The organism is Pilosibacter fragilis (assembly GCF_032490495.1).
Taxonomy (GTDB): domain Bacteria; phylum Bacillota; class Clostridia; order Lachnospirales; family Lachnospiraceae; genus Pilosibacter; species Pilosibacter fragilis.
Window position 1 is genome coordinate 51165 of sequence record NZ_JAVYJB010000014.1, and the last position, 26774, is coordinate 77938.

Genomic DNA, 26774 nt, shown 5'->3' on the forward strand with positions numbered 1-26774 from the left:
GGTCCGACAGAGGAACAGAAACCACATACAGAGGGGGTTGCTGCGGAGAGTTTTTCTGCGGCAATCCCTAATCGGTTATACAGGGATAGTTCCAAAATATGTGGAAAAAGGTGGATTTCTGCCGGGCCGGTCCCAGACACAGGCGACAGATTCACCGGAAAAGTTACTGTTCACGCCTTGCGCAAACAGTAACTGATTTTGCCGATGCTTCGCATTCCGAATCGGCAAAATCCACTACCGCCACTGTATTGTACGGAATTTTCAGTTCAGAAAATTCCTACCCGTGTACAGTAACCCAGAAAATGCATAAAAAGGAATACTTTGGTAACAGATATAAAAGAAAAGATGGAGGAAAAAATATGAGCTTAGTACCTTACGTGCTTGAATCTACAAGCAGAGGAGAGCGTTCCTACGATATCTATTCCAGATTATTAAAAGACCGTATCATTTTCCTAGGAGAGGAAGTAAACGATGTGACAGCAAGCCTTGTTGTTGCACAGCTTCTTTTCCTGGAGTCCGAGGATCCGAATAAGGACATCAACCTTTACATCAACAGCCCGGGTGGTTCTGTAACGGCCGGTATGGCGATCTATGATACGATGAATTACATTAAATGTGACGTGTGCACCACCTGTATCGGTATGGCTGCAAGTATGGGCGCGTTCCTTCTCTCCAGCGGCGCGAAGGGCAAACGCTTCGCACTTCCGAATGCTGAGGTTATGATCCATCAGCCGTCCGGTGGAGCCCAGGGACAGGCGACAGAGATCAAGATCGTTGCAGAGCAGATCTTAAAGACAAAAGAGAAGCTCAACAAGATCCTGGCTGCAAACACCGGACAGCCACTCGACGTGATTGCCCGCGACACAGAGAGAGACAACTACATGACAGCCGAGGAAGCTGCCGCATACGGTCTGATCGACCGCGTGATCTCCGGCCACTAGGACCGGACGGCGCGAAGGCGGAAAACAGTGCCGGAGCGCAGCGAGACATAAAGAATTTAGAATTGAGGTGCGAACATGCCAGTAAGACCAGAGGAAAAGATCAGATGTTCCTTCTGCGGAAAGAATCAGGATCAGGTCAGAAAAATGATCGCCGGTACCAACGGCGTCTATATCTGTGACGAGTGTATCGAACTCTGCAGTGAGATCCTTGAGGAAGAACTCGGAAACGAGGAGGAGGAGAGACCGGATTTCTCCGGAATCAACCTCTTAAAACCGAAGGAGATCAAAGAATTTCTGGACGACTATGTGATCGGACAGGATGAGGCGAAGAAAGTTCTTTCCGTGGCTGTTTACAATCATTATAAGAGAATCACATCGAAGATGGAAAGTGATGTTGATCTTCAGAAGAGCAACATCCTGATGCTCGGTCCGACCGGCTCCGGCAAAACTTATCTTGCGCAGACACTTGCGAAGCTTTTAGGTGTTCCGTTTGCAATCGCAGATGCAACGACGCTGACTGAGGCCGGTTATGTCGGCGAGGACGTGGAGAACATCCTCTTAAAATTGATCCAGGCAGCAGATAATGATGTGAGCCGTGCGGAGTACGGTATTATTTACATCGATGAGATCGATAAGATCACAAAAAAATCCGAGAATGTGTCCATTACCCGTGATGTTTCCGGCGAGGGCGTCCAGCAGGCGCTGTTAAAGATCCTGGAAGGTACTGTTGCAAGCGTTCCGCCTCAGGGCGGCAGAAAGCATCCGCAGCAGGAGCTGATCCAGATCGATACGACAAACATCCTGTTCATCTGCGGAGGTGCTTTCGACGGTCTGGAGCGGATCATCGAGTCCAGACTGGAGACAAGTTCCATCGGTTTCGGCGCGAAGATCGTGGATAAGAAAAATACGGATATCAGCAAGCTGTTAAAGCAGGCGATGCCGCAGGATCTCACGAAATTCGGCCTGATCCCGGAGTTTGTGGGAAGAGTTCCGGTTATGGTATCCTTAGACCTTCTGGATGAGGATTCCCTTGTGCGGATCCTCACAGAGCCGAAAAATGCCCTCGTAAAGCAGTACCAGAAGTTATTCGAACTGGATGATGTGAAGCTGGAGTTTACTCCGGATGCCGTCCACGAGATCGCCCATATGGCGGTTGAGAGAAAGACAGGCGCCAGAGGACTCCGCGCGATCATGGAATCCGTCATGATGGATACGATGTACGAGGTTCCGTCTGATTCCAATGTGGGAATCTGCACCGTGACGAAGGACGCGGTGGACGGAAAGGAAAAGCCGGAAGTCGTTTACCGCGACGTGACGGTGCCGAAAAAAGCATTGGCCGGAAGATCCAGAAAAGAGAGTAACGGGGAGATCGCGTAACGGACGGCGTTCCCGTATGAGAAAAATTGTACCTGCAGGACCCGTATCCCGCAGATAAGAGGGGCTGCTGCGCACAGAAATGTCACGGCAGCCTTTTTACACAACAGAATTTGCCCGTAACTGCTGACAGGCATCGGAAAGAAGCCGGGCAGTTGCGTTCATAGGAGAAATAATGGAAGATAAGAAAATTACGATGCCGGCGGTGGCACTCCGCGGACTCACGATCCTTCCGGGAATGGTACAGCATTTCGACATCAGCCGGGAAAAATCGATCCGCGCCATTGAGACAGCCATGATGGGAAACCAGAAGGTATATCTCGTGACCCAGCGTCATCCGGAGCAGGAAACACCTGCGGTCGCGGATCTGTACCAGATGGGAACGATCTCCCAGATCAAACAGCTCGTGAAAATGCCGGGCGGTATCATCCGTGTGATGGTGGAAGGCGAAAAGAGAGCGGCGCTTCTCACTCTGTTTGAGGAGGGACCGTATCTGGAAGCTGAGGTCGCGGAAGCGCCGATGCAGGAAGAACAGCTTACCGACACTGTGAAGGAAGCCATGAGCCGGATCGTTAAGGAAAAATTAGAGGAATTCGGAAACGCGAATCCGAAGGCTGTGAAAGATTTTATCGGAAGTCTTCTTGTGATCACGGATCTGGAGCAGCTTCTGACCCAGACAGCAAATGAATTTCCGTGGGATTTTGCTGTGAAGCAGGAGATGCTGGAGTGTGATTACTGGAGCCATCTGTATGACCGGATCGTGTACTACCTGATGCGGGAACTCGAGATCCTTATGATCAAGCGGGATTATCAGGGAAAAGTGAAGGAGCACATCGATAAGAACCAGAGGGATTATATTTTAAGGGAAGAATTAAAAGTGATCCGTGAGGAACTGGGAGATGACAGCGGGACGGAAGATGCCGACGGATATATGGAACAGCTGGAAAAGCTGAACGCGGACAAGGAAACGAAGGAAAAGATCAAAAAAGAAATTCAGCGTTTCAAGGGTATGCCGGGAGGAAGTCAGGAGGCGAATGTTCTCCGTACCTATATCGAGACGGTGCTTGAGATGCCGTGGAAGAAGGTCTCAAGGGATAATCAGGATATCATTCACGCGAAAGAGATCCTGGAGGAGGATCATTATGGTCTGGAGAAGGTTAAGGACCGTGTACTGGAATTCCTTGCGGTCCGTGCCCTCACAAAGAAAGGCACAAGCCCGATCCTCTGCCTTGTGGGACCGCCCGGAACAGGTAAGACCTCCATCGCGAGATCGGTTGCCCGCGCCCTCGGAAAGAAGTATGTCCGGATCAGCCTTGGCGGCATTCACGACGAGGCGGAGATACGCGGACACAGAAAGACATACGTGGGAGCGATGCCGGGCCGTATCGCCGATGCAATGCGTCAGGCAGGCGTGTCAAACCCGTTAATGCTTTTAGATGAGATCGATAAGGTCTCTGCCGACTATCGGGGAGATGTCTCCTCAGCACTTTTGGAGGTCCTTGATGGGGAGCAGAACGTGAAGTTCCGCGACCACTATCTGGAGATCCCACTGGATCTCTCAGGCGTTCTCTTTATCGCGACGGCAAATGATGCGTCGACAATCCCGAGACCGCTCCTTGACCGTATGGAGGTTATCGAGGTATCCAGCTATACAGAGAACGAGAAGTTCCATATCGCAAAGAAGTATCTCATTCCGAAACAGTTAGAGAGAAACGGCCTTACGGAGGAGATGCTTTCCTTCAGCGATAAGGCATTGGAGAAGATCATCCACAACTATACGAGAGAGGCCGGTGTGAGAAATCTGGAGCGCCGGATCGGTGAGATCTGCAGAAAAGCGGCGAGGGAGTTTCTGGAAAAGAAGAAAAAAACTGTGCATATCACAGAGGGAAATCTTCAGAAGTATCTCGGAAAAGAGAAGATCACCTTCGAAAATGCCAATGAGGAGGACGAGGTCGGAATCGTAAGAGGTCTTGCGTGGACAAGCGTCGGCGGCGACACACTTCAGATCGAAGTGAATGTAATGCCGGGTGATGGAAAGCTTCAGATGACAGGACAGATGGGTGATGTCATGAAGGAATCCGCGCAGATCGCGCTGACTTACGTTCGTTCCGTGGCAGACCGGTACGGTGTGGAGAGCAGGTATTTTAAGGAACATGACCTGCATTTACATATCCCGGAGGGTGCCGTGCCGAAAGATGGTCCGTCTGCGGGCATTACGATGGCAACAGCCATGCTCTCCGCGGTGACCGGAAAGAAGGTTTGCGCAAGCGTTGCCATGACCGGTGAGATCACATTGAGAGGCCGGGTACTGCCGATCGGCGGTTTAAAGGAAAAGACATTGGCAGCAAGAATGGCACATATGAAGAAGGTTCTCGTGCCGGATAAGAACCGTCCGGATATGGCAGAGATCTCGAAGGAGATCACGAAAGGCATGGAGATCGTGTTTGTGAAGACTATGGATGACGTAGTACGCGAGGCGTTCGTGTAATGCGAGGCTACAAAGGTTGGCGGCTTTCTGACAGGTCCTGCCTGTTGGAGGGCTGTTGACTCTGGTATGTAAAAACAAGGGTAACGGTTCTGAGGGTCTGCGCATGTGCTGCGCCGACTGTAAGAAAGCATAGTTTGGCAGGCAGAAATCCCAGCGACAAAGTCATTCTGAAATGGATTTTTGCGTGTGACAAGGAAAGTGCTGAAGTGTTACATACAAGGAGAAATATATGGTAATCAGAAATGTGGAACTTGAGACCGTCTGCGGTGTGACGAGCACGCTGCCGGAGAACACGCTGCCGGAGTTCGCCTTCGCGGGAAAATCAAATGTGGGAAAATCTTCCCTGATCAACGCGCTCATGAACCGGAAGGCGCTGGCGAGAACGTCCTCCCAGCCGGGAAAGACCCAGACGATCAACTTTTATAATATCAACGGAGCTCTCTACTATGTGGATCTCCCCGGCTACGGTTACGCGAAGGTCCCGCAGTCTGAGAAGATAAAATGGGGCAGGATGATCGAGAATTATCTCCACAAATCCCAGATGTTAAAGTGCGTTTTCCTTCTTGTGGACATCCGTCATGAGCCGTCCGCCAATGACAAGACCATGTACGACTGGGTCGTTTATAACGGATTCCGTCCGGTCATCATTGCCACAAAGCTCGACAAGATCAAGCGCAGCCAGATCCAGAAGCAGGTAAAACTCATCCGCACCGGTCTCGGCATGGAAAAACAGGATATCCTGATCCCGTTCTCCGCCGAGACAAAACAGGGCCGGGAGGACATCTGGAATCTTATTGACAAGATGGCAGCAGGAGAAGATCTTCTGACCGCCGAGGAGGAGATCCAGGCGGAGAAAGCTGCGGAGTGGGCGGCGAAGAAGGCGGCGAAAGAGGCGCAGCAGAACCTTTAAATTTTAGAAGTACTGAAAAACGGCATCCGCCGCAGAAATTTCCCTGCGGCAGGTGCCGTTTTCGCGTACAATTCAGAAAATTTGCCGGAGGCAGACTTCAAAACGCATATCTTAACCTTTCATCAAGGTCTTCATCACATAAGCGTAGATATCCTGACTCCGCTCCTTCCAGTGGCTGGCCATAGTCTCAGCTTGATCCTTGTCGGGGACGGAGAGGTCGAAGCCGATGAGGACAGATTTGCCTTCCCGGACTTCACAGTGGACGATATAGTCCTGATTTGTGGATTTATAGAAATCGGAGATGACGCCGACCTCGTTTCTTAAGCGGAATTTGTTCTCCTTTAAGTAGCTGTCGATATCCTCGATGATCGCCGGGGAGATATTGTTTCCGAAGAAGGAGAGAGTGTCATCGCCCTCTTTGGTGATCTCATAGCGGGAGGAGTTGTGGGTGGATTCCATCCGGATCAGCCCTGCTTCTTTCAGTTCGTTTAACGCCTGCTGGAGCGTAAAGTATGTCGTATATTCGTGATCCAGAAAGAAATCCGTGAGCTGGGAGTTTGTCAGCGGAAAATTGACGTGGTCCAGCATGTAGAGGATCATAAGTTTGTAGAGCGTGATCGGATCAGATAACATACGCAGGGGCTCCTTTGCGATATAATCGGTAGAACATGTTCTATTTTACAGGTTTCTCCTCATGGATTCAAGCCTTTTTTCTTCCATCATATGAAAAAGGTCGAAATTTGTAGTGAATTTGATCTGAAAATGTGCTATGATGATACCACGAATATTTTACGAGACTGCAAAGCGCCTACCGTCTGGCAGTCAGGTATCGGATTATAAATATAAGGTGAAAAATATATGAGAGAACGGATCATGCGCCTTTCCAGAGGAATCGTGGACGCGGAGATGCCGAAGCTGTTTCTGGATCCTGTGAAGATCGAGGAGACTCTGGGGAGCGATACGGTTTATAAAAGAGAACTATACTTAGCAAGTGAAAACAATTTATATATCAAAGGCCTTGCCTACTCAAGCCACAGCCGTGTGAAGATCTTAAAGAACGCATTCGGGGGCTTAAGAAACCATATTGTCTACGAAGTCGACACCTCCTGGTGCGAGAACGGAGACCTGATCAAGGGAAACTTCACGCTTGTAACAAACAGCGGAGAACTGGAGGTTCCTTTTCTTTTTCGTGTGGAAATGATCGAGTCTGTCCGTGTCCTGTCCACATTAAAGTCTATGGATGATTTTGTGGAGCTGGCGAAAAAGGATATGGAACTGGCGCTGCGCCTCATGGAGTACCGGGATTTTACGGAAGCGCCGCTGTTTAAGGATCTGCGGATCCGCACGATCTATGAAGGCTTAAGGGGGCACGGAAACCGCCAGAATGCCCTGGAAGAATTCTTTCTGGCAACGGGAGTGAAGGAACCCATCGAGCTGACCTTATCTACGGCAAAGAAGGTCTATGACAAGCCGAAGGACATCGTGAATGACAAGGTCGTCCTACGGAAAAATACCTGGGGCTATCTCTACATGGAGGTCCGTGCCGACGGCGATTTCATCGAGATCCCGAAGAAGGTCATCACTCAGGCGGATTTCGAAGAGGACCGTCTGGATCTGCGATTCAGGATCCACCCGGAGAGGATGCACAAGGGAAAGAACCTCGGTGCGATCCGCCTTCTCACCGTCCACGGCGACACCGTGATCCGGATCGAGGCTATGGGGGAGGAACCGGATCGAAAGCGCGCTGAGGGCGAGATCAGCAAAGCCGGTGTCTGCCGGTACATGAAACTCCGTGAGGCCTACGAGAGCGGTCTCTACGAGAAAAAAGCTGTCCTCGGAAAGATCCAGAACGAGCTGGATGCCATCCGCGGCGCAAACGGCGGCTCTGTGATCCTGTCCCTCCTGCAGGCGGAGACTTATCTGGACGCGGAGAGACCGGATCAGGCGGCTTTATGTCTGGACGATGCGTGGGATACCGTTTCTGCCCTCAGAGACCGGATCGGAACACTCTACTGTTATTACCAGTACCTGCAGTACCGCCTGGAACCGGACGAGGAGAAGAAGGACGCTGTGGTCCGCCTGTTCAGGAAAAAACTGGAGGATGTCAATGGCCGGTTCTACCTGCAGCTTTTGCAGTTAAAGATGCTGCCGGAGATGTATGAGGAGGAGGAAGCCCTCGCGGAGAGCTTTAAGATGCAGTATAAGAATGGCTGCCGCAGCCCGTTCCTCTATATTGAGACGGTGCGTCTCTTCGGGAAGAATCCGGAACTCTTAAAGACGATGGATGCCTTTGAGATCCATGCCCTCTATTACGGAGTTATGAATGGTCTTGTAGGTCAGGAACTGGCGGAGCGGATCTGCGCGCTGGCACCGGGAGCGAAGTTCTTCCACCGCCTGTATTACCGCCTGCTTGCAAAGCTCTACGAGAAATACCCGACGAAGGACATGCTGACGGCGGTGTGCTGTCTGTTAATTAAGGGAAATGTCCGCGGAAAAGAGAGCTTCTCCTGGTATGAGAAGGGAATCAATGAGGAGATCAGCCTCACAAGGATCTACGAATATTTCCTCTACGCTCTGCCGGATGACTATGAGAAGATGATGCCGCGCCAGGTATTGCTGTACTTCTCCTATGAGTGCGCCCATCTGGACCAGAAGAGCCGTGCAGCCCTCTATGCCAATGTGGCGGCCTATATTCCGCAGGACGATCCGCTCTATAAAAAGTACGAGCGGGAGATGGAAAAGTTTGCCATGGAGCAGCTTTTCGAGTCCCGGATCAACAGGAGACTTGCGGTGATCTACAAACATATCATTTACCGCGATATGATCGATAATCAGGTGGCCCGGGTGCTGCCCGGTATCTTAAAGGCAAACCGGATCCAGGTGAAGGATGCGGCGATGAAGTATGTGATCGTTTCCAACGAGATCCTGACCGGTGAGGATGCCTACCCGTTGCAGAATCAGACCGCCTATGTGCCGTTGTTCTTTGAAGACAGCGTGATCATGTTCCAGGATACCTTCGGAAACAGGTACATGGACGTGGAATATACGAAGGAGCCGGTTCTCGATGAGAAGGAACTGGAAGAAAAATGCTTTGAGATGTACCCGGACCACCCGATGTTAAAGATGAAGGCGTGTCTGGAGATCATGGAGAAAAAGGACCTTGAGAAGGAAGATGTGACCGGGATCGAGACTGTTCTGGATACACTCCCGGTGAAGCCGGCCTACCAGCAGAAAATGCTGACGAGGATCATTTCCTACTACCGTGCGGCGCTTTTCGGCGACGATGAGGCCATGGATGCGGAGGGTGGAGCGTACCTCTTAAAGCTTGACAAGAGGACACTCTCCAGACCGGAACGTGTGGATGTCTGCGAGACACTGATCGTCCAGAATTACATGGTTCAGGCATACGAGATGATAAAGGAGTTCGGCGAGGAGCAGATCCGTGTGAAACGTCTCGCGGCTCTGGTATCCCAGCTGATCTTAGACCGGATGTTCGAGGAGGATGACCTGCTCCTCCACCTTGCGGGGCGTGTATTTTCGGACGGACACGGGGACAGCGTGATCCTGGATTATCTCTGCGAGCATTATAACGGCAGCGGGGAATCTATGTTCAGGATTCTTGCGGAAGCAGTGAAGACCCATGTGGAGACATACGACCTTGAGGAGCGCCTGCTGGCCCAGTGCCTTTTCTCCGGCTGTGAGAAGCATATGGACACGGTATTTGACCTTTACGCGTCGAGAAAAGAGACCAGTGATGTGATCGTGAAGGCGTACTTTACAGTGAAGTGTACGGAATACTTCCTGCGTGACACAGTCCCGGGGGATAAGGTATTCGCGTATCTGGAAGGCGCGATCCACGGTATGGAGCTTCGGAAGGTGCCGGAGATCTATCTTCTGGCGCTGGCGAAATTTTATTCGACTCTGGCACAGATCACTGAGGAGCAGAAGGCCCTGCTATCCCGGATGATGGATATCCTTTCCGCCAGAGGTATGGTATTCGCGTGGTACAAGGATCTTGCAAAATATGTGGATATGCCGGGCGAGGTCATGGATAAGGAGATCATCGAGTACCATGGACGGCCGGACGGAAGACCGATCTTAAAGATCCGGATCCTGCCGGACGAGGAAGAGTTCCATGAGGAAGAGATGAACATGGTCTATAAAGGGATCTATGTGCGCCAGAAACTCCTGTTTGATGGTGAGATCATGGAGTACGAGATCTGGGAGAATGAGGACGGAAGACTGGTGAAAAAGGCGGAGGGCGAAGTGACCTGCAGCGAACCGGCAACGGGGGATAAAGGAAACCGCTTCACGGCTTTAAATGCCATGAACCTCTATCTCGGAATGAAGGATGACCGGAAATTAAAAGAAAGCATGACAGAATACGTGACGGACAGTCAGATCGCGAAAAAGCTGTTCCGTCTGGCATAATGAGGACAAATAAATGGAGAAACTGATCGTTGGCATCGACCTCTGTGATACCTACACTCAGGCGGCTGTTCTGGGCCGTGAGGAGGCGTGGATGCTCCCGACCGTCATCTGCAGAAAAAAATCCGCGGAAGAGTGGTATGTGGGGGAAGATGCATATAAATATACGCTGGTGGGCGAGGGCGTCATCGTTGATAAGCTCCTAAGCCTGGCGGCAAAAGAAGGAACATCCACCATCGGAGGCGTAAAGTACGGTGGAATGGAACTGCTGCAGAGATTTTTAGGCAGTATCCTCGCCATGGTGCGTGCGGAGTATGCCGGACAGAAGATCGATGAGCTGGTCATCAGCCTCAAAAATTTGGAGATGAAGCTTTTGGAGGGACTTACGGCCAGCGTGGAAGCTCTTGGGATCCCAAGAGGAAATGTCCATATCGCAAGCCACACGGAATGCTTCGTCTACTATGTGCTGAACCAGAGAAGAGATGTCTGGGGCGGTCAGGTTGGCATGTTTTCCTTATCCGATGAGGATCTGCGTTACTATGAACTGAAGGTCACGAGAGGACCGCGCCAGATGACAGCCATCGCGGAGCATGAGGAGCTGGAAGAGGGTTTCAGCCTCAGCGTTCTCGATACAGGCTCCGGGGCAAAGATGGCAGATAAGATCCTGTGTGCCTGTGGAGAGCGGTTTTTACAGAAAAAGATCTTTTCCTCGATCTTCCTGACGGGAAAAGGTTTCGCGAGAACCGACTGGGCGCCGGAATTTATGAGGCAGATCTGCAACCGGAGAAGAGTCTTCGTGGAGACAGCCATCTTCGCAAAAGGTGCGGCCATGAAGGCTGAGGATTACTTAAACGAGAGCGGTTCCGGATCCTTTGTATGTCTCTGCGAGGGAAAATTAAAGTCCACGGTCTCTCTGGAGGTTATGAAGCGGGATACAAAGACGGAGATCAGTCTGGCATCCGCCGGTGAGAGCTGGTACGAGGCGAGAAGTGTGGTGGAAGTGATCCCGGACGGGGAGAAGGAGATCTGCTTTACGATCACACCGCAGCAGGAGCCGAAGAAAAAACGGACCGTGAAGATCCCCCTGGAGGGATTTCCGGACCGCCCGAACAAAACGACGAAGATCCGGGTGGCTGTGGGATTTTTAGATGAGAAGACCATGGTGGTCAAGCTCACGGACCAGGGATTTGGGGAACTGTTCCCGAAAACGGACGCGGTGGTCCGTCAGGAGGTGACATTATGAGCCTGATTCTCTGCAGACAGGAACCGGTAACGGTTCCGCTTTATATCGAGGATCTTGGGATCCATCTCTACTCCTCCCAGGAGCTCTGCTATGTGATCTACAACAATCCGCTGCTGGTGCTGGAGGGATTTATTGATAAACGCCTGACTGAGTTTTTAAGAAGTGAGCTTCGGATGCCGTTTCTCGCGGAACGGGTGGAAAAATGGTTGGACAGCCACGGGGCGACGGAGGAGATTCTGTACCTGATCCTCAAGGAATGTAATTACTATACCCCAAAGGAGCAGGCGGCTTACCGACAGACCGTGAACGGACTGAAAAAACTCTCAGAGGAAGAGTACGAGAAGCGCCGCGCAGATTATTTCTATGGTCTGGATCTTTTCGGAAAAGCGGTCACGATCTACGAGCAGATCTTAGATGGGGCCGGACGCCATCTCTCCGGGGATTTCCGGGGAAAAGTCTGGAACAATATCGCGGCCTGCTACGCGAAACTCTTCTGTTACCAGAAAGCTATGCATGCCTACGAGAATGCCTGGAATGCGAAGCCGGAGGCGGAGTATGTGAAACGCATGTACTTCCTCACGATACTGAATCCGGAGCTTTCGCTTAAGGATAAATTCCGGGAGATGATCGGGGAGGATGATAAGGAAGTCTGGAATAAAGAAGTGGAAGAGGCGAGAGAAGAGTCAGAGAAGGCGCCGGAGACGCTGAAGCTTGCCGCCGTATTCGAGAAAGACCCGGCTGGCCGGATCGCAGCGGCGGGGGATATCCTGAATCAGTGGAAGATGGAATACAGGAGAATGCTGTAGTTTCCCTTGACATTTTATCAGGATTCTACTATATTATGTAAGAGCGGCCGGAAAAATCAAATGACCGTGATATGGAACAGGCGGCTGATAAAGAGACCTGCTCCATGGAATATAAGAAAGGCTGGGAAGAAGAGGAGTACATTTTCTGCACCTTCAGAGAGGACTGATCATAGGCTGGAAGTCGGTCCGGAAATGCAAAAATGGAAGGTAGCTTCGGAGCCGGAATGGTGAAATAAAAAGTAGCTGTTCCCGGGGAGAGACCTCGTTAAGAACGAAGAGATGCTGTTTGGAGGATCCTTCTGGATCCGGACAGTAAATAAAGGTGGTAACGCGGTGATTCGCCCTTTGCATGAGAGTGCAGAGGGCTTTTCTTATATGAGTAAGCAGGGCGATAGCCCGGATTACGAATGTTGGCAGCAGCTGAGGGAGCGCCCGGGAGGCGCGGAGCAGCAGCCTTTCGAGAGGAGTACATGATGGTAAAAAAAGATGCAAAACAGAAAAAAGTACGGATCACGAACTGCGAGACCTGCACCTTTTACACATATGATGACGAGTATGGATATTATGTCTGTGAGGCAGATCTCGACGAGGACGAGATGTCCGCGTTCCTCCGCGGAAGTGACTTTTCCTGCGGTTTTTACCAGGCAGATGATGAGTACGCTGTTGTAAGAAAACAGATGTAAACGAGATGATTTTGTGAGTCTGCGCATTTTGCGCTGATAATAAAAAAGTAAATTGAAAAGCAGTAACTGCTCCACATTTTTGCAGTTACAAAAAAGAAACATGTTGATAAAGTTTTAAGGAGAAGACCATGAAAGAACTGGAAAAGACCTACAATCCGGCGGACATTGAGGACCGTCTGTACCAGAAATGGCTGGACAACAAATATTTCCACGCTGACGCGGAGAGAGGAAGACGCGAGGGCAAAAAGCCGTTTACGATCGTAATGCCGCCGCCGAATATTACAGGACAGCTCCATATGGGACATGCCCTCGACAATACGATGCAGGATATCCTGATCCGTTACAAGAGAATGCAGGGTTATGAGGCACTCTGGCAGCCGGGAACAGACCATGCGGCGATCGCTACCGAGGTCAAGGTCATCGACAAGTTAAAAAAAGAGGGCATCAACAAGAATGACCTTGGACGTGAGGGATTCTTAAAAGAGGCCTGGAAATGGAAAGATGAGTACGGCACAAGGATCATCAAACAGCTCCACAAGCTCGGCTCCTCCGCTGACTGGGACAGAGAGCGTTTCACCATGGACGCAGGCTGTTCTGAGGCTGTTTTAGAAGTATTTACACGCCTTTATGAAAAAGGATATATCTACAAGGGATCCAGGATCATCAACTGGTGTCCGGTCTGCAAGACATCCATCTCCGATGCTGAGGTAGAGCACAAGGAGCAGGACGGCTTCTTCTGGCACATCAACTACCCGATCGTGGGCGAAGAGGGAAGATTTGTCGAGATCGCCACAACGAGACCGGAGACACTGCTCGGCGATACCGCCGTTGCTGTAAACCCGGAGGACGAGCGTTACAAAGACATCATCGGAAAGATGTTAAAGCTTCCACTCACAGACCGCGAGATCCCGGTGATCGCCGACGAGTATGTTGACAAGGAATTCGGAACCGGCTGCGTAAAGATCACACCGGCCCACGACCCGAACGACTTCGAGGTCGGAAAACGCCACAATCTGGAAGAGATCTGCATCATGAACGATGACGCGACCATCAATGTTCCGGGCAAGTACTTCGGCATGGACCGCTACGAGGCGAGAAAAGCCATGGTCGAGGACTTAAAGGAAATGGGCCTTCTCGTAAAAATCGTTCCGCACAGCCACAACGTTGGTACCCACGACCGCTGCGGCACAACCGTAGAGCCGATGGTAAAACCGCAGTGGTTTGTAAAGATGGATGAGATGGCAAAACCGGCCATCGAGGCATTAAAGAGCGGCAAATTAAGATTCGTTCCGGAGAGCTTCGGTAAGACATATCTCCACTGGCTTGAGGGGATCCGCGACTGGTGTATCTCCAGACAGCTCTGGTGGGGACACAGGATCCCGGCTTACTACTGTGAAGAGTGCGGCGAGATGACGGTTGCGAAGATGATGCCGGAGAAGTGTCCGAAGTGCGGCTGCACACATTTAAAGCAGGATGAGGACACCCTTGATACCTGGTTCTCCTCCGCGTTATGGCCGTTTTCCACACTGGGCTGGCCGAAGGATACAGATGAGATGAAGTACTTCTATCCGACCGACGTTCTCGTTACCGGATACGATATCATCTTCTTCTGGGTTATCCGTATGGTATTCTCGGGACTTGAGCAGACAGGCGAGTGCCCGTTCAACACTGTCCTGATCCATGGTCTTGTCCGCGATTCTCAGGGACGCAAGATGAGTAAGTCCTTAGGAAACGGTATTGATCCGTTAGAGGTGATCGACAAGTACGGCGCGGATGCTCTCCGTATGACACTTATGACAGGAAATGCACCGGGCAACGATATGCGTTTCTACTGGGAGAGAGTCGAGGCCAGCAGAAACTTCGCAAACAAGGTATGGAACGCGAGCCGTTTCATCATGATGAATATCGAGAAAGCGCCGGCAGGCGAGGCAAAGCTTACAGACCTCACGGCAGCAGATAAATGGATCCTCTCCAAGGTCAATGACCTCGCGAAGGAAGTAACGGAAAACATGGACAAGTACGAGCTCGGAATCGCTCTCCAGAAGGTCTACGACTTCGTATGGGAGGAATTCTGTGACTGGTATATCGAGATGGTAAAACCGCGTCTCTGGAACGATGAGGACCGTACGAAGGCGGCTGCGATCTGGACCTTAAAGACGGTTCTGATCAATTCCTTAAAGCTCTTACATCCGTTCATGCCGTTTATCACAGAAGAGATCTTCTGCAATTTACAGGATGAGGAGCCGTCCATCATGATCTCCTCCTGGCCGGTATATAAGGAAGAGTGGAACTTCGCGGCAGACGAGCACGCGGTAGAGGTCATCAAAGAGGCTGTCCGCGCGATCCGTAATGTGCGCATATCCATGAACGTTCCGCCGAGCAGAAAGGCAAAAGTATTTGTTGTAACTGAGGATGCCGATCTCACGGATATCTTCGAGAACAGCCGCGTATTCTTCAGTACCCTTGCTTCCGCCAGCGAGGTAGTGATCCAGAAGGATAAGACAGGAATCGGTGAGGACGCTGTATCCGCAGTGATCCCGAAGGCAGCGATCTATATGCCGTTCGCGGAGCTTGTCGACATCGAGAAGGAGACCGAGCGCTTAAAGAAGGAAGAGGAGCGCCTCACAAAAGAGCTTGCCCGCGTAAACGGAATGCTTGCAAACGAAAAGTTCGTAAGCAAGGCACCGCAGGCGAAGATCGATGAGGAGAAGGCAAAACTTCAGAAGTACACCGAGATGATGGAGCAGGTAAAGACTCGTCTGGCTCAGCTTGGTAAGTAATCGATGAAAATATGACCATGGCATGAAAGTGCTGAATGGTTTCAGCAGGAAAGGACAGCGGGTGGAACATGACCTGCTGTCAGGGCAGCCGCAGGTTTTATGGCCTGTGGCTGTTCATTTTATGGGAGGAGCAGACTGCTGCCGCCACTGTATCATACAGCATTTTTTCGTTCACAAAATACCGTAGGATACAGCAATCCTGTCGAATCTTTCCGACATGTTCTGGTTGCAAAAAATACCATAAACAGGTATCATAAGTGAAAGAAACGCTGCCGTTTACGGCATATATTTTCTGTACCGAGAATACCGCCAGACAGCGTTCCGATTGCAGGTCACAACAGGAGGCGATTTCTTGGAGTACATAATGATGCAGGAAGTCTGGGATCAGATCGAGGCGATCCCGGGATATGCGAGAAAAAAGAGCAGTCTTTTAAAAGTACGGGAATTTCTTGGTCTTCTTGGAGAACCGGACCGGGAATTTCAGGTGATCCATGTGGCGGGAACCAACGGAAAGGGTTCCGTCTGTGCATTCCTCACCTCCATGATCCGGGAAGCAAAAATTCCCTGCGGGACATTCGTGTCCCCTCATCTTGTGGATATCCGGGAGCGGTTCCTTATAAACGGGGAGATAGTCCCGGAGCCGGATTTTATCAGGGCATTTCTGGAGGTACAGCATGCCTGCAGGATATGGGAAAAGAGAGGAGAGCCCCATCCCACCTATTTTGAATTTTTATTTTACATGGGACTCTGCATATTCCGGAACGCGGGTGTGAGGGTGCTCGTGTTAGAGACAGGAATGGGCGGAACTTACGATGTGACGAATGTTGTGGAAAATCCGCTTGTCTCCGTCATCACGTCCATCAGCATCGATCATACAGCGTTTTTAGGATCCACGATCCCGGAGATCGCGGCACATAAAGCGGGGATCATAAAGTCCCGGCGTCCTGTGGTGTATGATGACAGTTCATCGGAAGCAGCGGCGGTGATCTTTGCGAAAGCAAAGGAGATGAAATCTGAAGGATTTCCAGTGACGCCGGATGAAGTCTGTCGCGGGATCCGGCCTTGTCTCGTAAAATCTCCGGATCCGGGCGTGGCAGGACATCAGGAAATGAGCTTTTCCTATCGTGGTGAAGAGATTTTGTTTGAGATCCCATTCGCAGCTCCCTACCAGCTCATGAACGCAGCTCTGGCGATCCGGGCATTGGAGGTTTCCGGACTTCCGGTGGCGCCTGAACAGGCGGCAGAGGGAGTAAAAAAGGCAAAATGGCCTGCAAGAATGGAGGAGATCAGCACTGGTGTCTACCTCGACGGGGCCCACAATGCGGATGGGATCCGGGCATTTCTCGACGCAGCCTGCAGATTAAAGGAACTTCGGAAGCCGGATCATGTGCGGATCCTGTTTGCGGTCTCCGCGGACAAGGATCATCAACGGATGCTGCGTGAGATTGCAGAGCGGCTGAAACCGGATCTGTGGATCTTATCGAAAATGGAGTCACACCGGACCCTCTCCGTGGAGGATCTGGAAGCGGCGGCAGAAAAGCTGCGGGCGGAATATGGAGAAGAGACGGAGTACCGGGTGAGCCGGGATGTGAAACATGCCGTGAAGGAATTGCTTGGCCTGCATGGGGAACGGGATCTTTCGCTTATCGCGGGGTCACTGTATCTTGCGGGGGAAGTAAAGGAACAGATCAGCAAAAGCACAAGTTAACCGGACCGTTCCGGTATGCGGCAAATAAAGCAGAACAGGGAACCGCAGAACTGATCAACAGAGCATTTTCAGGTGCAGATTGACATGCGGTGAGTTCCGGTGACAGTATGCTGCTGCCGGGGTATCAAAGGAGGAGAAAAATGATCAACTTTGAGGAAGAGATCGAGCGCTTCAAGCCGAGTCTTGAGGTGGAGGCGGTCAGCGACGCCATCGTAAAGAGTGACCTCACAGATATGGCAGATATTATGATGGACATCATGAAGGATATCAAAAAGGAAAAGTAATATATGGATGAGATGCAGAAGATCCAGTACGCGGCCAACAGCTACTACAACCGCGGTCTGGAAATGGCAAAGGAGAGAAACCTTTCCGGGGCGGCGAGATTCTTAAAACGCGCCCTGCAGTTTAATAAATACCACACGGATGCCAGAAACCTTCTTGGACTGATCTTTTACGAGATGGGTGAGACGTCAGATGCGCTGATCCAGTGGGTCATCAGCATCAACCTCCAGCCGGACGGAAACCGGGCGGACTACTATCTCGATGAGGTCCAGAGAAAGCCGGGACAGCTTGAGATCGCGAGCCAGATGGTAAAGAAGTTCAATCAGGCATTATTCTATGCCCAGAATGACAGTGATGATCTGGCAGTCCTGCAGCTTAAGAGGATCGTCGACGAGAAGCCGAATTTCGTGAAAGCGCATCTGCTGCTGGCGCTTCTCTATATGGAGCACGGGGACTACACGAAAGCCGGAAAATCCCTGTTCAAGGTACTTCAGATCGATAACAATAACGAGAAAGCCACCCGGTACATGGAGTACGTAAAGAGCCGGACCGGAAAGGCGGAGGTCGAGAAGCGGAAGATGAAGAACGCGTTTTCCCACAGGGAGATGCAGGACGATGACGTTATTCTGCCTCCGACCTACAAGGAGAACACGGGCTGGCAGTCCATCATCAACATCGGTATCGGTCTTGTCCTGGGGGCGGTCATGGTCGTGTTCCTCATTATGCCGGCGAGGGAGCGAACGTTAAACTATGAACATAATCAGGAGATGCAGTCCTACACGGATAAGTTAAATCTCGCGAACCAGGAGACGGACAAGTTGAAGCTCCAGATTGAGGATTACCAGAAGCAGAAGGAGGACGCGGAAGGCCAGTTAAATGACTTAAAGGGCGATTCCGGAAGCACGGTGAACCAGTACGCGGCGCTCGCAAAGATCCTGGACGCGTACCGCAAAGGGGATACGAACACGGCGGTTCTGACTTATGTGGATATGGATCAGTCGAAGATCACGGATGACAGCTCTGTGGCGATCTTAAATGAAATCAAGGCGGACATGGATGCCAACGCCCCGACAGTCCTTATGGCGGCAGCAGCCCAGTCAAACTCTGTCGGGGACTACGACTTAGCGCTCCGCTATTATGAGAGATACATGGAATTCAACGACAAGAACCCGGAAGTCATCTACAACATGGGAATGGTATACAAGGCAAAGGGCGACACCGACAACGCGAACCAGATGTTCGGACAGGTCATCATGAACTTTGCAGATTCGGAGTTTGCGGAGAAGGCGAAGGAAGAGAGAGGATACTAAGGAGCAATTCTGGTTTCTGTTTCACAGAGAGTGTATAGAGGTTCGTTGATAAACCTTACCTAGAAAAAACTTAAAAGAGACTTTACAGAAGAAAATACTGTGAGGTCTCTTTTTTGTTGTTTCAGACTAGAAAACTACAGGAGAATGGATTTAGAAAGCTGTTTTGAGGTAAGAAAAATTTGTGAAAATCAGCCTCGCATTGGGATACAGGCTGTGGGCTGAATTTGGCTGCAAAATTTTGAAATGGGAGGAAAAATTTATGGAAGATTCATTCGTATACGAGGCAAAAGGCCCCACACTCATCATTCACCTGCCGAAGGAGTTCGACCATCACAACTGCCGGAATCTGAGATATGAGACGGACCTTCTGATGGCGGAAAATTATGTCTCCAGAATCATTTTCGATTTTACACGTACCCGGTTCATGGACAGCTCCGGCATCGGCGTCCTCTTAAACCGCTACAAGCAGATGAAAGCAGGCCATACCAGTTTTTACGGTGCCTGCCCGCAGGTGATGCGGGTCTTAAAGGTTGCGGGAATTCTGGGGCTGATGCATCAGTATGAGTCGAAAGAAGAAGCAATCTACAGCAGGGAGGTATAGGGATGGAAGAGACAGGACAGACCGTACAGGAAACGCAGAAAGTACAGGCAGAGCAGACTGGAGAGAACGGGAAAAATGTAGGAATGCCGGAGTGTGAGACTATGGAACTCATTATGGAGAGCCGGTCAGAGAACGAGGAGTTCGCGAGAGTCGTGGCAGCCGTTTTCGCGAGCCGTCTGGACCCGACGCTGGAGGAACTGGACGATATCAAGACCGCCGTCTCAGAGGCAGTGACGAACGCGGTGATCCACGGATACCGGGGACAGGAAGGGAAGATCTATCTTTCGGCGACGGCATGGGAAAAGGAGCGGCTGTTTTCTGTGACGGTGCGGGATGAGGGAGTCGGGATCCGTGACGTGGAGCAGGCCATGGAACCCATGTTCACCACATGTCCGGAGGACGGGAGGTCCGGCATGGGATTCTCCTTCATGGAGGCCTTCATGGACCGGGTGGAGGTGGTCTCCGCACCGGGAAAGGGAACCTCCGTCACCATGAAAAAGAAGATCGGCAGGTGACGGGATGGCGGACACTGCGGAACTCTTAAAACGTTCACACGCAGGGGATAAAGAGGCGAGGGACCGCCTCGTCATGGAGAACGCGGGCCTTGTCTGGAGTATCGTCCGGAGATTTATCGGGAGAGGACCGGAACCGGATGACCTGTTCCAGATCGGGAACATCGGCCTTATAAAGGCCATCGACCATTTCGACACAGAACTGGGCGTCCGGTTTTCCACCTATGCCGTTCCCATGATCACCGGGGAGATCAGGAGATTTCTCCGGGATGACGGGATGATCAAGGTCAGCAGGCCGCTAAAGGAACTGGCGGGAAAAGTCGGGGCGGCGAGAGAAAAGCTGGAGGCGGACCTCGGGCGGGAGCCGACAGTGGAGGAGCTTGCAAGGTCGGTGGGAGCCAGCCGTGAGGAGGTTGCGGCATCCATGGAAGCTGGGGCGAGAGTCGGATCCATCTACGAGCCCTTCGATGCCGGGGATGAATCCGGAGGCTGCCTGGCGGATAAGATCGCGGAAAAGACATCGGAGAATGACAGGGTCCTGGACCGGATCGTGCTGGCGGAGCTTTTATCCGGTCTCGGGGAGAAGGAACAGCAGATCATAAAAATGCGGTATTTTGAAAATATGACCCAGACCGTGATCGCAGGGCGGCTTGGAATCTCCCAGGTGCAGGTGTCGCGGCTGGAGAAGAAGATCTTGAGGGAGATGAGGGAGAGACTGACTTCATAAAAGATGAAAATGATTCTGCCCATGGTTATGTATAATGTCCATTGATTCGGAACATCCTATTTGCGTAAAGCAATGCGATAAACAGGATGAGAAGGTGGAATATTATGAAACCGTTAAAGGACTACGTGGAGATCATTTTTGCGGTGCTGGCGCTGGCAGGACTGGTGTTTGTGTTCTGGTATTTTCTCGTGGCGGTACCGGCAAAGAAAGCGGAGCAGTCAGGGACATTCGTGATGGTGCCGGGGACGGAAATGGAAGTCTGCCGAGGCACTGTCACAGGGGTTTTAAAGACCATTGGGGATATGGACAGAAAGCCGTGGAGCGCATGAGCAGCACGACGATCTACTTAAAGCTTCCCCAGGTGAAGGAAGTTTATGAGCCGGAAGTGTACCTCGGAATGATCGCCGATGTCCACAGCAGCGACAGGGCTGCGGAGGCGAAGGCGAAAGCCGTGAAAATCACCTCATTTTCCGGGAAGGGAAAAGAGGCAGTGTTTGTTGGAAATGTCATGGAACTCGTGGAAAAGATCGAGAAGACCGGCCAGAATATCCAGGTGGACAATATCGGGGAATCGGATTTCGTGGTCACATACCGGGCAGGGAAGAAGAAAAGTCTGGTATGGGAGTGGATGAAGACGGCCATGGTGTCCGCAGTGGCGTTTTTCGGGGCGGCGTTTGCCATCATGACATTCAACAACGACGCCAACGTGACGGATGTGTTCGCGAAGCTCTATGAGATGATCATCGGGACCCGGGCGGACGGACCGACGATCCTGGAGGCGTCCTACTCCGTGGGACTGGCCCTGGGGATTTTATTGTTCTTCAACCATTTCGCCTCCTGGAAGATCACGGTGGACCCTACGCCCATAGAGGTGGAGATGCGGCTCTACGAGGAGAACTTAAATAAGACGTTGATCAAAAATGGCGGGAGAAAGGAGTCAGGGGTCGATGTATCTTAAGCTTGGGATTCTGGCCTTTGCAGGCCTCAGTGCCGGGGCAGTGATCGCTGCCGGGATCTTTGCCTTCCTCGCCATCATCGGCGTGTTCCCGAGACTCATCGGCGTGACCCACACAGCGGGGCATGTGATCCTCTACGAGACGCTTCTGATCCTCGGGGGAACATGGGGGAATCTGGCGGACTTCTACAGCGTGGCATTTCCGTTCCCTGGAAAGTTTGTGCTCGCAGTGTGTGGGACGGCTGTCGGAATTTTCGTGGGATGCCTTGTGATGTCTTTGGCGGAAACGCTAAAGGCACTGCCGATCCTGAACCGCCGGATCGGGCTGGCGGTGGGGCTGCAGTATGTGATCCTGGCGGTGGCTGCGGGAAAGGCATTTGGATCGGCAGTGTATTTTCTGCGGGGATTCGGATGATTTATCTCAGTGGGAGTCTGATCTCCGACTGAGATAAACGCTTCGCGAGGATGCGCAGTGATTCTGATAGGAATCTGTCAGCTTCGCTGACCAGAATCACGCGCCAAGTCTCACGAACGTTCAATTTGAAAGTATACATGGAGGAATTTATGGAGATCGATAAGAAAGAGTACGGAAAATATGTGAAGCAGGTGACACCGGTTCACAACACCTGGAAGAACCTCTGGCGGGCGTTTCTCGTTGGCGGACTGATCTGCATGCTGGGACAGGTATTCACATCCGTCTACATGTCCTTCGGGATCGAGAAAGAGAGCGCGGCGGCGTGGACGACATTGAGTCTCATCGGCCTCAGCGTGATCCTGACGGGGTTTCATGTGTACCAGAAGATCGTAAAATTCGGTGGAGCCGGGGCCCTGGTTCCCATCACAGGATTTGCGAATTCCGTGGTGTCCCCGGCAATCGAGTACAAGGCGGAGGGCCATGTCTTCGGGATCGGCTGCAAGATCTTTACGATCGCGGGACCGGTGATCCTCTACGGGATCCTTGCGAGCTGGGTGCTGGGGATGGTGAAGTATTTCTGGAGATACTTGTAAACGAACCGGCAGGAACGTATAATGGAGAGAGAAGATGCGGCGGCTGTGGAGCATATGAACAGCGTCAGCATGGAATAAGCGGAGGAAAACGTGAAATCAGTATCGATCTATACGCTCACAAGAAATCAGAATATTTCCTGCGTCCAGAAGCTGGAGAGGCAGATGTCGGGGCGCGGGTACTTTTTGAAGATGCGGGAGTGGGAGCTTGACAGCATGAAGGCCTTTGTGAGGGAATTGGAGACGCATATGGACGAGGTGTATGCGCTTTGGTTCTTTTACTCGTTTCAGATTCCGAGACTGGGAAAGGAGTTTGACCTTCTGCAGATCAGGGAGGATCAGATCGTGAATGTGGAGCTGAAGAGCGGAGCAGTCTCCGATGAGGCACTGCGGAAACAGTTGATACAGAACCGATATTATCTCGCGGTGCAGGGAAAGACGATCCGATCCTATACATATATCAGCAGCCAGAACCGGCTTGTCCGCCTTACGAACCACGACCGGATCGTGGACGCGGACTGGGAACAGCTTTGCGCGGATCTGAGGGATGGCGGAAAGGACTATGAGGGCGATGTGGAGGAGCTGTTTCAGGTGGAACTGTATCTGATCTCGCCTCTCACAGAGCCGGAGCGATTCCTGAACAAGGAATATTTCCTGACTGCCCAGCAGCGGGATATTGAACGCCAGATCTTAAAGAAAATCCGGGCGGAGCGGACCGGGGCGTACTGGTTTACGGGACTTCCGGGGACGGGAAAGACGCTGCTGCTCTACGATATCGCTATGAAGCTTTCCGGGAAGCAGAGGGTCTGCATGATCCACTGCGGGGAGAGCAAGAAGGACTGGAAGCGGCTTCATGAGAGACTTCGGCGGGTGGAGTATCTGCCAGATTCCGAAATTGGGGCGGAGTGCGGTCTGGAAGAGTGTTCCGCGGTTCTGGTGGATGAGGCACATCTTCTTGAGCCTGGGGCGAGGGAGCTGCTGGCTGGGATCAGTACCCGGCGGCCGGTGATCTTTTCCGGGGACTGCGAGGATGTGATCTCGCCGGATGAGCTGGGGGAGAGCGCTGAGATGGTGTGGAAATCTGTGCCGGGTGTGCAGACATTCCGGATGACGAACCGGATCCGGACGAACGCAGAGCTGTCTGTTTTTATCCAGAATATGATGCGCCTGACCAGAGGAAAGGGGAGACGGATGTATCCCCATGTCTCGGCTGGGTACGGGAATGATGAGGAGGAAGCAGAGAAGCTTTTAAAAGGGTATCTGGCGCTGGGATATCGGTATTTTGAGGAGAATGCCGGGAGCAGCGAGGATGTGGAGCGGCTTGTCGTTTTGCTGGATGAGAGATATTTTTATGATGAGACGGGATATCTGCGGTCTGGGAACCGGAGTGTAAGGCGGCTGTTTCACCGGCTGAACCAGGCAAAGGAGGAGCTGGCATTTGTGGTGAAAAAGAATGAGGCGGTGTACTCGGTGATTTTAGGGCTGCTTCAGGCGATGTGAGTGAAAAATTTATAGAATGTGTGTCGTGGGAAAAGATGCGGAAATTCGAGGTGGACTTCGGATTCCTGCATCTTTTTGTTTATTTTGGGGATTCTATTTGCATGGAGACCTTATTTTGGTGTACCTATGTGAGGATGAAGCCTGTTGCGAATGACTGTGCGGGGTACTGGAGTGTTAAGGTATATTTATTTAGTACGATTGGAGTCGTTTTTGTTCAAAAAGTACGATATGTATGGATGTAACTGATAGGTGAATTGAGACCAAAATAAAGATGGGAGTGGATAGAAAAATGGATGAGAAAACAGGAACGTTAAGAAAGCAGCGCGGGCGTGCCAGTGTGGTGTTTGAAAATCCGCCGCTGATCATGGCGGCTGCGTCGACGGTGGGAAAGAAGGAAGGAGACGGGCCTCTTGGCGTTTTTTTTGACCGGGTGGAGCTGGATCCCATGCTGGGAAAGAAAAGCTGGGAGGAGGCGGAGAGTGAGCTTCAGAGCAGGACTGCAGGTCTTGTGATCGAGAAGAGCGGGCTTTCGAAGGAAGAAATCAGGTATTCGTTTGCGGGAGATCTTCTGGCACAGCTCATCGCCACTTCTTTTGGAAATATAAATCTGGAGATCCCAATGTTCGGGCTTTACGGAGCATGCTCCACCATGGGGGAAGGTCTGGGGCTGGGCGCCATGTGCGTGGAGGGTGGATTTGCGGATCATGTTCTTGTAGGCGCTTCCAGCCATTTCGCTTCGGCGGAGAAGCAGTTCCGTTTTCCGTTGGAATATGGGAATCAGAGGCCGTATTCGGCTACATGGACGGTGACTGGGTGCGGAGCGGTGATCGTGTCCTCCGGGGATTGTCAGGGGAAGGAAGCGCCGCTTGCGAAGATCACGGCGGTGACGACGGGAAAAATCGTGGATATGGATTTTCATGACTCCATGAATATGGGGGCTGCGATGGCGATGGCGGCGCTTGATACGATCCTGCAAAATTTCAGGGATCTCGGGGTGGACGAGACACATTATGATAAGATCATCACCGGGGATCTGGGGACAGTGGGACGGAGACTTCTGCTGGATTATCTTATGAAGGCAGGATACCGGATCGAGAGCCGGTATATGGACTGCGGGATTGAGATGTTTTCGCCGGAGGAGCAGGATACCCATGCCGGGGGAAGCGGATGTGGGTGTTCAGCGGCGGTGCTTTGCGGGTTTGTTTTGCCGAAGATCAGGAATGGGGAGTGGAAAAGGGTGCTGTTTCTGCCGACGGGGGCTCTGCTTTCTACGGTGAGCTTTAATGAGGGGAAGAGTGTGCCGGGGATCGCGCATGGGGTGGTGCTGGAGACGCCGGATTTTCTGTAAGAACTTAGCCGGGGATTTTCGAAGGAGGAACAATCTGTTGGAAAAATGTTAAGGGAAGACGGACGTGGATCATACAGAGTGTGAAAATATAAATCTTAGGAATGAGAAATGGAGTGAGTGTGGCTATGGAATATATCAGAGCTTTTCTTGTGGGTGGTCTGATCTGCATGCTGGTGCAGATCCTGATGGATAAGACAAAGATGATGCCGGGGAGGATCATGGTGCTGTTAGTGGTCAGCGGGAGTGTCCTTGGATTTTTGGGAGTGTATGAGCCGTTTGCCGAGTGGGCCGGGGCAGGAGCGACTGTGCCGCTGCTTGGATTTGGAAATACACTTTGGAAAGGGGTTGCGAAGGCGATGGCGGAGGATGGAGTGCTTGGAATCTTTAAAGGGGGATTTACAGCCAGTGCTGTGGGGATCAGTGGGGCGTTGGTGTTTGGATATCTGGGTGCGATTATCTTCAGGCCGGGGATGAAGGAGTAATAGGAGTACGCGTGGGTGAGGCTTCGGGCGCGGACACTTGGGGGATTTTTGGGGCGGTTCCTCTAAGCACCCGGAAGAATGCTAAGAGCGGAGAACAGGGGACACAACTCGCCTGCGGCTCAAACAAGTGTCCCCTGTCCTCCAACGCATTCTCCCGCGCGCCAAGAGGAAGCCAGCCCCCAAAATCAGGCGCATCCGTACCCGAAGCCTCATCCACGCTGTGTACTGGCATGACTGGAGGCTGTTTTTGCCCCGTAGGGACAAAAAGACGCGGGAGTTTGTGGAAGAGTAAAAAATATTTGGAATTTTTTAAACGGTATTGTTATGGTGAGAATTTATATGTAAAAACATTATTTGAAAAATAGGGATGATTAAATTTGAAGGGTGTAAAAAAACATGCTGATTCGGTGCAGATTGATACGATTATTTGTAAGGTGATGGAACAGGAAGACGAGAGGCAACGAGATAGACAGTATGACGGGGCTTGTGGAGTGGCATTAAGGCAAGGATAGATTGAGAATAATCGTAGAATGTGGTAAAATAGTTATGTGTATTAGGGTCTATAACGTAAGTTAACCTGTTGTGCTAGATAAAATAATATAAAGAAACTTCAACAAAATGTGCTATCCTATTTGTAGGCAATACAACGAAAGGAGGCATCATTATGTTGAAGTTCCAAAATAATAATACC

The 26774-nt window shown here is 51.5% G+C and carries 23 protein-coding genes and 1 other annotated feature; of the genes, 22 read left to right on the top strand and 1 reads right to left on the bottom strand.

The window, feature by feature from the left end; all coding sequences use genetic code 11:
* Positions 1 to 359 precede the first annotated feature (359 nt).
* The 4 genes from clpP (at position 360) to yihA (ending at position 5713) form a co-directional block, all read left to right on the top strand.
* Positions 360 to 941 (top strand): ATP-dependent Clp endopeptidase proteolytic subunit ClpP, encoded by a 582-nt coding sequence (clpP, locus tag ABCW45_RS12885; protein WP_015554830.1) that lies wholly within the window; start codon positions 360 to 362, stop codon positions 939 to 941.
* A 75-nt stretch (positions 942 to 1016) separates the two neighbouring features.
* Positions 1017 to 2318: an ATP-dependent Clp protease ATP-binding subunit ClpX gene (gene clpX / locus ABCW45_RS12890; RefSeq protein ID WP_015554829.1), complete on the top strand. Its 1302-nt coding sequence runs from the start codon at positions 1017 to 1019 to the stop codon at positions 2316 to 2318.
* 172 nt (positions 2319 to 2490) lie between these two features.
* Positions 2491 to 4803 (top strand): endopeptidase La, encoded by a 2313-nt coding sequence (gene lon, locus ABCW45_RS12895; protein WP_343220984.1) that lies wholly within the window; start codon positions 2491 to 2493, stop codon positions 4801 to 4803.
* A gap of 229 nt (positions 4804 to 5032) precedes the next feature.
* On the top strand, positions 5033 to 5713 hold the full coding sequence (gene yihA / locus ABCW45_RS12900; protein ID WP_343220985.1) for a ribosome biogenesis GTP-binding protein YihA/YsxC: 681 nt from the start codon (positions 5033 to 5035) through the stop codon (positions 5711 to 5713).
* A gap of 111 nt (positions 5714 to 5824) precedes the next feature.
* Here yihA and ABCW45_RS12905 read toward each other — a convergent pair whose 3' ends face one another.
* Positions 5825 to 6346, bottom strand: coding sequence for a DUF4364 family protein (locus tag ABCW45_RS12905; RefSeq protein WP_015554826.1), 522 nt, complete (start codon positions 6344 to 6346; stop codon positions 5825 to 5827).
* Between the two features lie 225 nt (positions 6347 to 6571).
* Between ABCW45_RS12905 and ABCW45_RS12910 the strand changes: the two genes are divergently transcribed.
* The 18 genes from ABCW45_RS12910 (at position 6572) to ABCW45_RS12995 (ending at position 26083) form a co-directional block, all read left to right on the top strand.
* The gene (locus tag ABCW45_RS12910; protein ID WP_117469829.1) at positions 6572 to 10144 is read left to right on the top strand and encodes a DUF5717 family protein; all 3573 of its coding nucleotides are present in this window, start codon (positions 6572 to 6574) and stop codon (positions 10142 to 10144) included.
* Positions 10145 to 10157: 13 nt separating this feature from the next.
* Complete coding sequence (locus ABCW45_RS12915; RefSeq protein ID WP_343220986.1) at positions 10158 to 11384, top strand: DUF5716 family protein; 1227 nt, start codon at positions 10158 to 10160, stop codon at positions 11382 to 11384.
* Positions 11381 to 12190, top strand: coding sequence for a hypothetical protein (locus ABCW45_RS12920; protein WP_015554821.1), 810 nt, complete (start codon positions 11381 to 11383; stop codon positions 12188 to 12190). The genes ABCW45_RS12915 and ABCW45_RS12920 overlap by 4 nt, the downstream gene beginning before the upstream one ends.
* Before the next feature lie 114 nt (positions 12191 to 12304).
* Positions 12305 to 12539, top strand: a binding site (T-box leader).
* Between the two features lie 121 nt (positions 12540 to 12660).
* Positions 12661 to 12873 (top strand): DUF6472 family protein, encoded by a 213-nt coding sequence (locus tag ABCW45_RS12925; RefSeq protein ID WP_425518606.1) that lies wholly within the window; start codon positions 12661 to 12663, stop codon positions 12871 to 12873.
* Between the two features lie 128 nt (positions 12874 to 13001).
* The gene (locus ABCW45_RS12930; protein WP_117484299.1) at positions 13002 to 15653 is read left to right on the top strand and encodes a valine--tRNA ligase; all 2652 of its coding nucleotides are present in this window, start codon (positions 13002 to 13004) and stop codon (positions 15651 to 15653) included.
* 352 nt (positions 15654 to 16005) lie between these two features.
* Complete coding sequence (locus ABCW45_RS12935) at positions 16006 to 17361, top strand: bifunctional folylpolyglutamate synthase/dihydrofolate synthase (protein WP_117484298.1); 1356 nt, start codon at positions 16006 to 16008, stop codon at positions 17359 to 17361.
* A 140-nt stretch (positions 17362 to 17501) separates the two neighbouring features.
* Positions 17502 to 17645 carry a hypothetical protein gene (locus ABCW45_RS12940; protein ID WP_015554816.1) on the top strand — a complete coding sequence of 48 codons (144 nt, stop codon included), beginning with the start codon at positions 17502 to 17504 and terminating at the stop codon, positions 17643 to 17645.
* 3 nt (positions 17646 to 17648) lie between these two features.
* Positions 17649 to 18953, top strand: a complete 1305-nt coding sequence (locus tag ABCW45_RS12945; protein WP_343220987.1) for a tetratricopeptide repeat protein — start codon at positions 17649 to 17651, stop codon at positions 18951 to 18953.
* Between the two features lie 259 nt (positions 18954 to 19212).
* Positions 19213 to 19554, top strand: coding sequence for an anti-sigma factor antagonist (locus ABCW45_RS12950; RefSeq protein WP_015554814.1), 342 nt, complete (start codon positions 19213 to 19215; stop codon positions 19552 to 19554).
* Positions 19555 to 19637: 83 nt separating this feature from the next.
* Positions 19638 to 20069 (top strand): anti-sigma F factor, encoded by a 432-nt coding sequence (gene spoIIAB, locus ABCW45_RS12955; RefSeq protein ID WP_117484338.1) that lies wholly within the window; start codon positions 19638 to 19640, stop codon positions 20067 to 20069.
* Between the two features lie 4 nt (positions 20070 to 20073).
* On the top strand, positions 20074 to 20793 hold the full coding sequence (locus ABCW45_RS12960) for a SigB/SigF/SigG family RNA polymerase sigma factor (RefSeq protein WP_117469822.1): 720 nt from the start codon (positions 20074 to 20076) through the stop codon (positions 20791 to 20793).
* A gap of 104 nt (positions 20794 to 20897) precedes the next feature.
* Positions 20898 to 21122 (top strand): hypothetical protein, encoded by a 225-nt coding sequence (locus tag ABCW45_RS12965; protein ID WP_117502939.1) that lies wholly within the window; start codon positions 20898 to 20900, stop codon positions 21120 to 21122.
* A complete protein-coding gene (locus ABCW45_RS12970) occupies positions 21119 to 21751 on the top strand; it encodes a stage V sporulation protein AA (RefSeq protein ID WP_015554810.1) in 633 nt (210 codons plus the stop codon). Before ABCW45_RS12965 ends, ABCW45_RS12970 begins: the two co-directional genes overlap by 4 nt.
* Positions 21741 to 22163 carry a stage V sporulation protein AB gene (locus ABCW45_RS12975; protein WP_117484294.1) on the top strand — a complete coding sequence of 141 codons (423 nt, stop codon included), beginning with the start codon at positions 21741 to 21743 and terminating at the stop codon, positions 22161 to 22163. Before ABCW45_RS12970 ends, ABCW45_RS12975 begins: the two co-directional genes overlap by 11 nt.
* Before the next feature lie 149 nt (positions 22164 to 22312).
* Positions 22313 to 22756 (top strand): SpoVA/SpoVAEb family sporulation membrane protein, encoded by a 444-nt coding sequence (locus ABCW45_RS12980; RefSeq protein ID WP_015554808.1) that lies wholly within the window; start codon positions 22313 to 22315, stop codon positions 22754 to 22756.
* A 90-nt stretch (positions 22757 to 22846) separates the two neighbouring features.
* Positions 22847 to 24253 carry a P-loop NTPase family protein gene (locus ABCW45_RS12985; protein ID WP_117484293.1) on the top strand — a complete coding sequence of 469 codons (1407 nt, stop codon included), beginning with the start codon at positions 22847 to 22849 and terminating at the stop codon, positions 24251 to 24253.
* A gap of 289 nt (positions 24254 to 24542) precedes the next feature.
* Positions 24543 to 25601 carry a stage V sporulation protein AD gene (locus ABCW45_RS12990; RefSeq protein WP_117484291.1) on the top strand — a complete coding sequence of 353 codons (1059 nt, stop codon included), beginning with the start codon at positions 24543 to 24545 and terminating at the stop codon, positions 25599 to 25601.
* A gap of 125 nt (positions 25602 to 25726) precedes the next feature.
* Positions 25727 to 26083 carry a SpoVA/SpoVAEb family sporulation membrane protein gene (locus tag ABCW45_RS12995; RefSeq protein WP_117484290.1) on the top strand — a complete coding sequence of 119 codons (357 nt, stop codon included), beginning with the start codon at positions 25727 to 25729 and terminating at the stop codon, positions 26081 to 26083.
* The last annotated feature ends 691 nt before the right edge of the window (positions 26084 to 26774 follow it).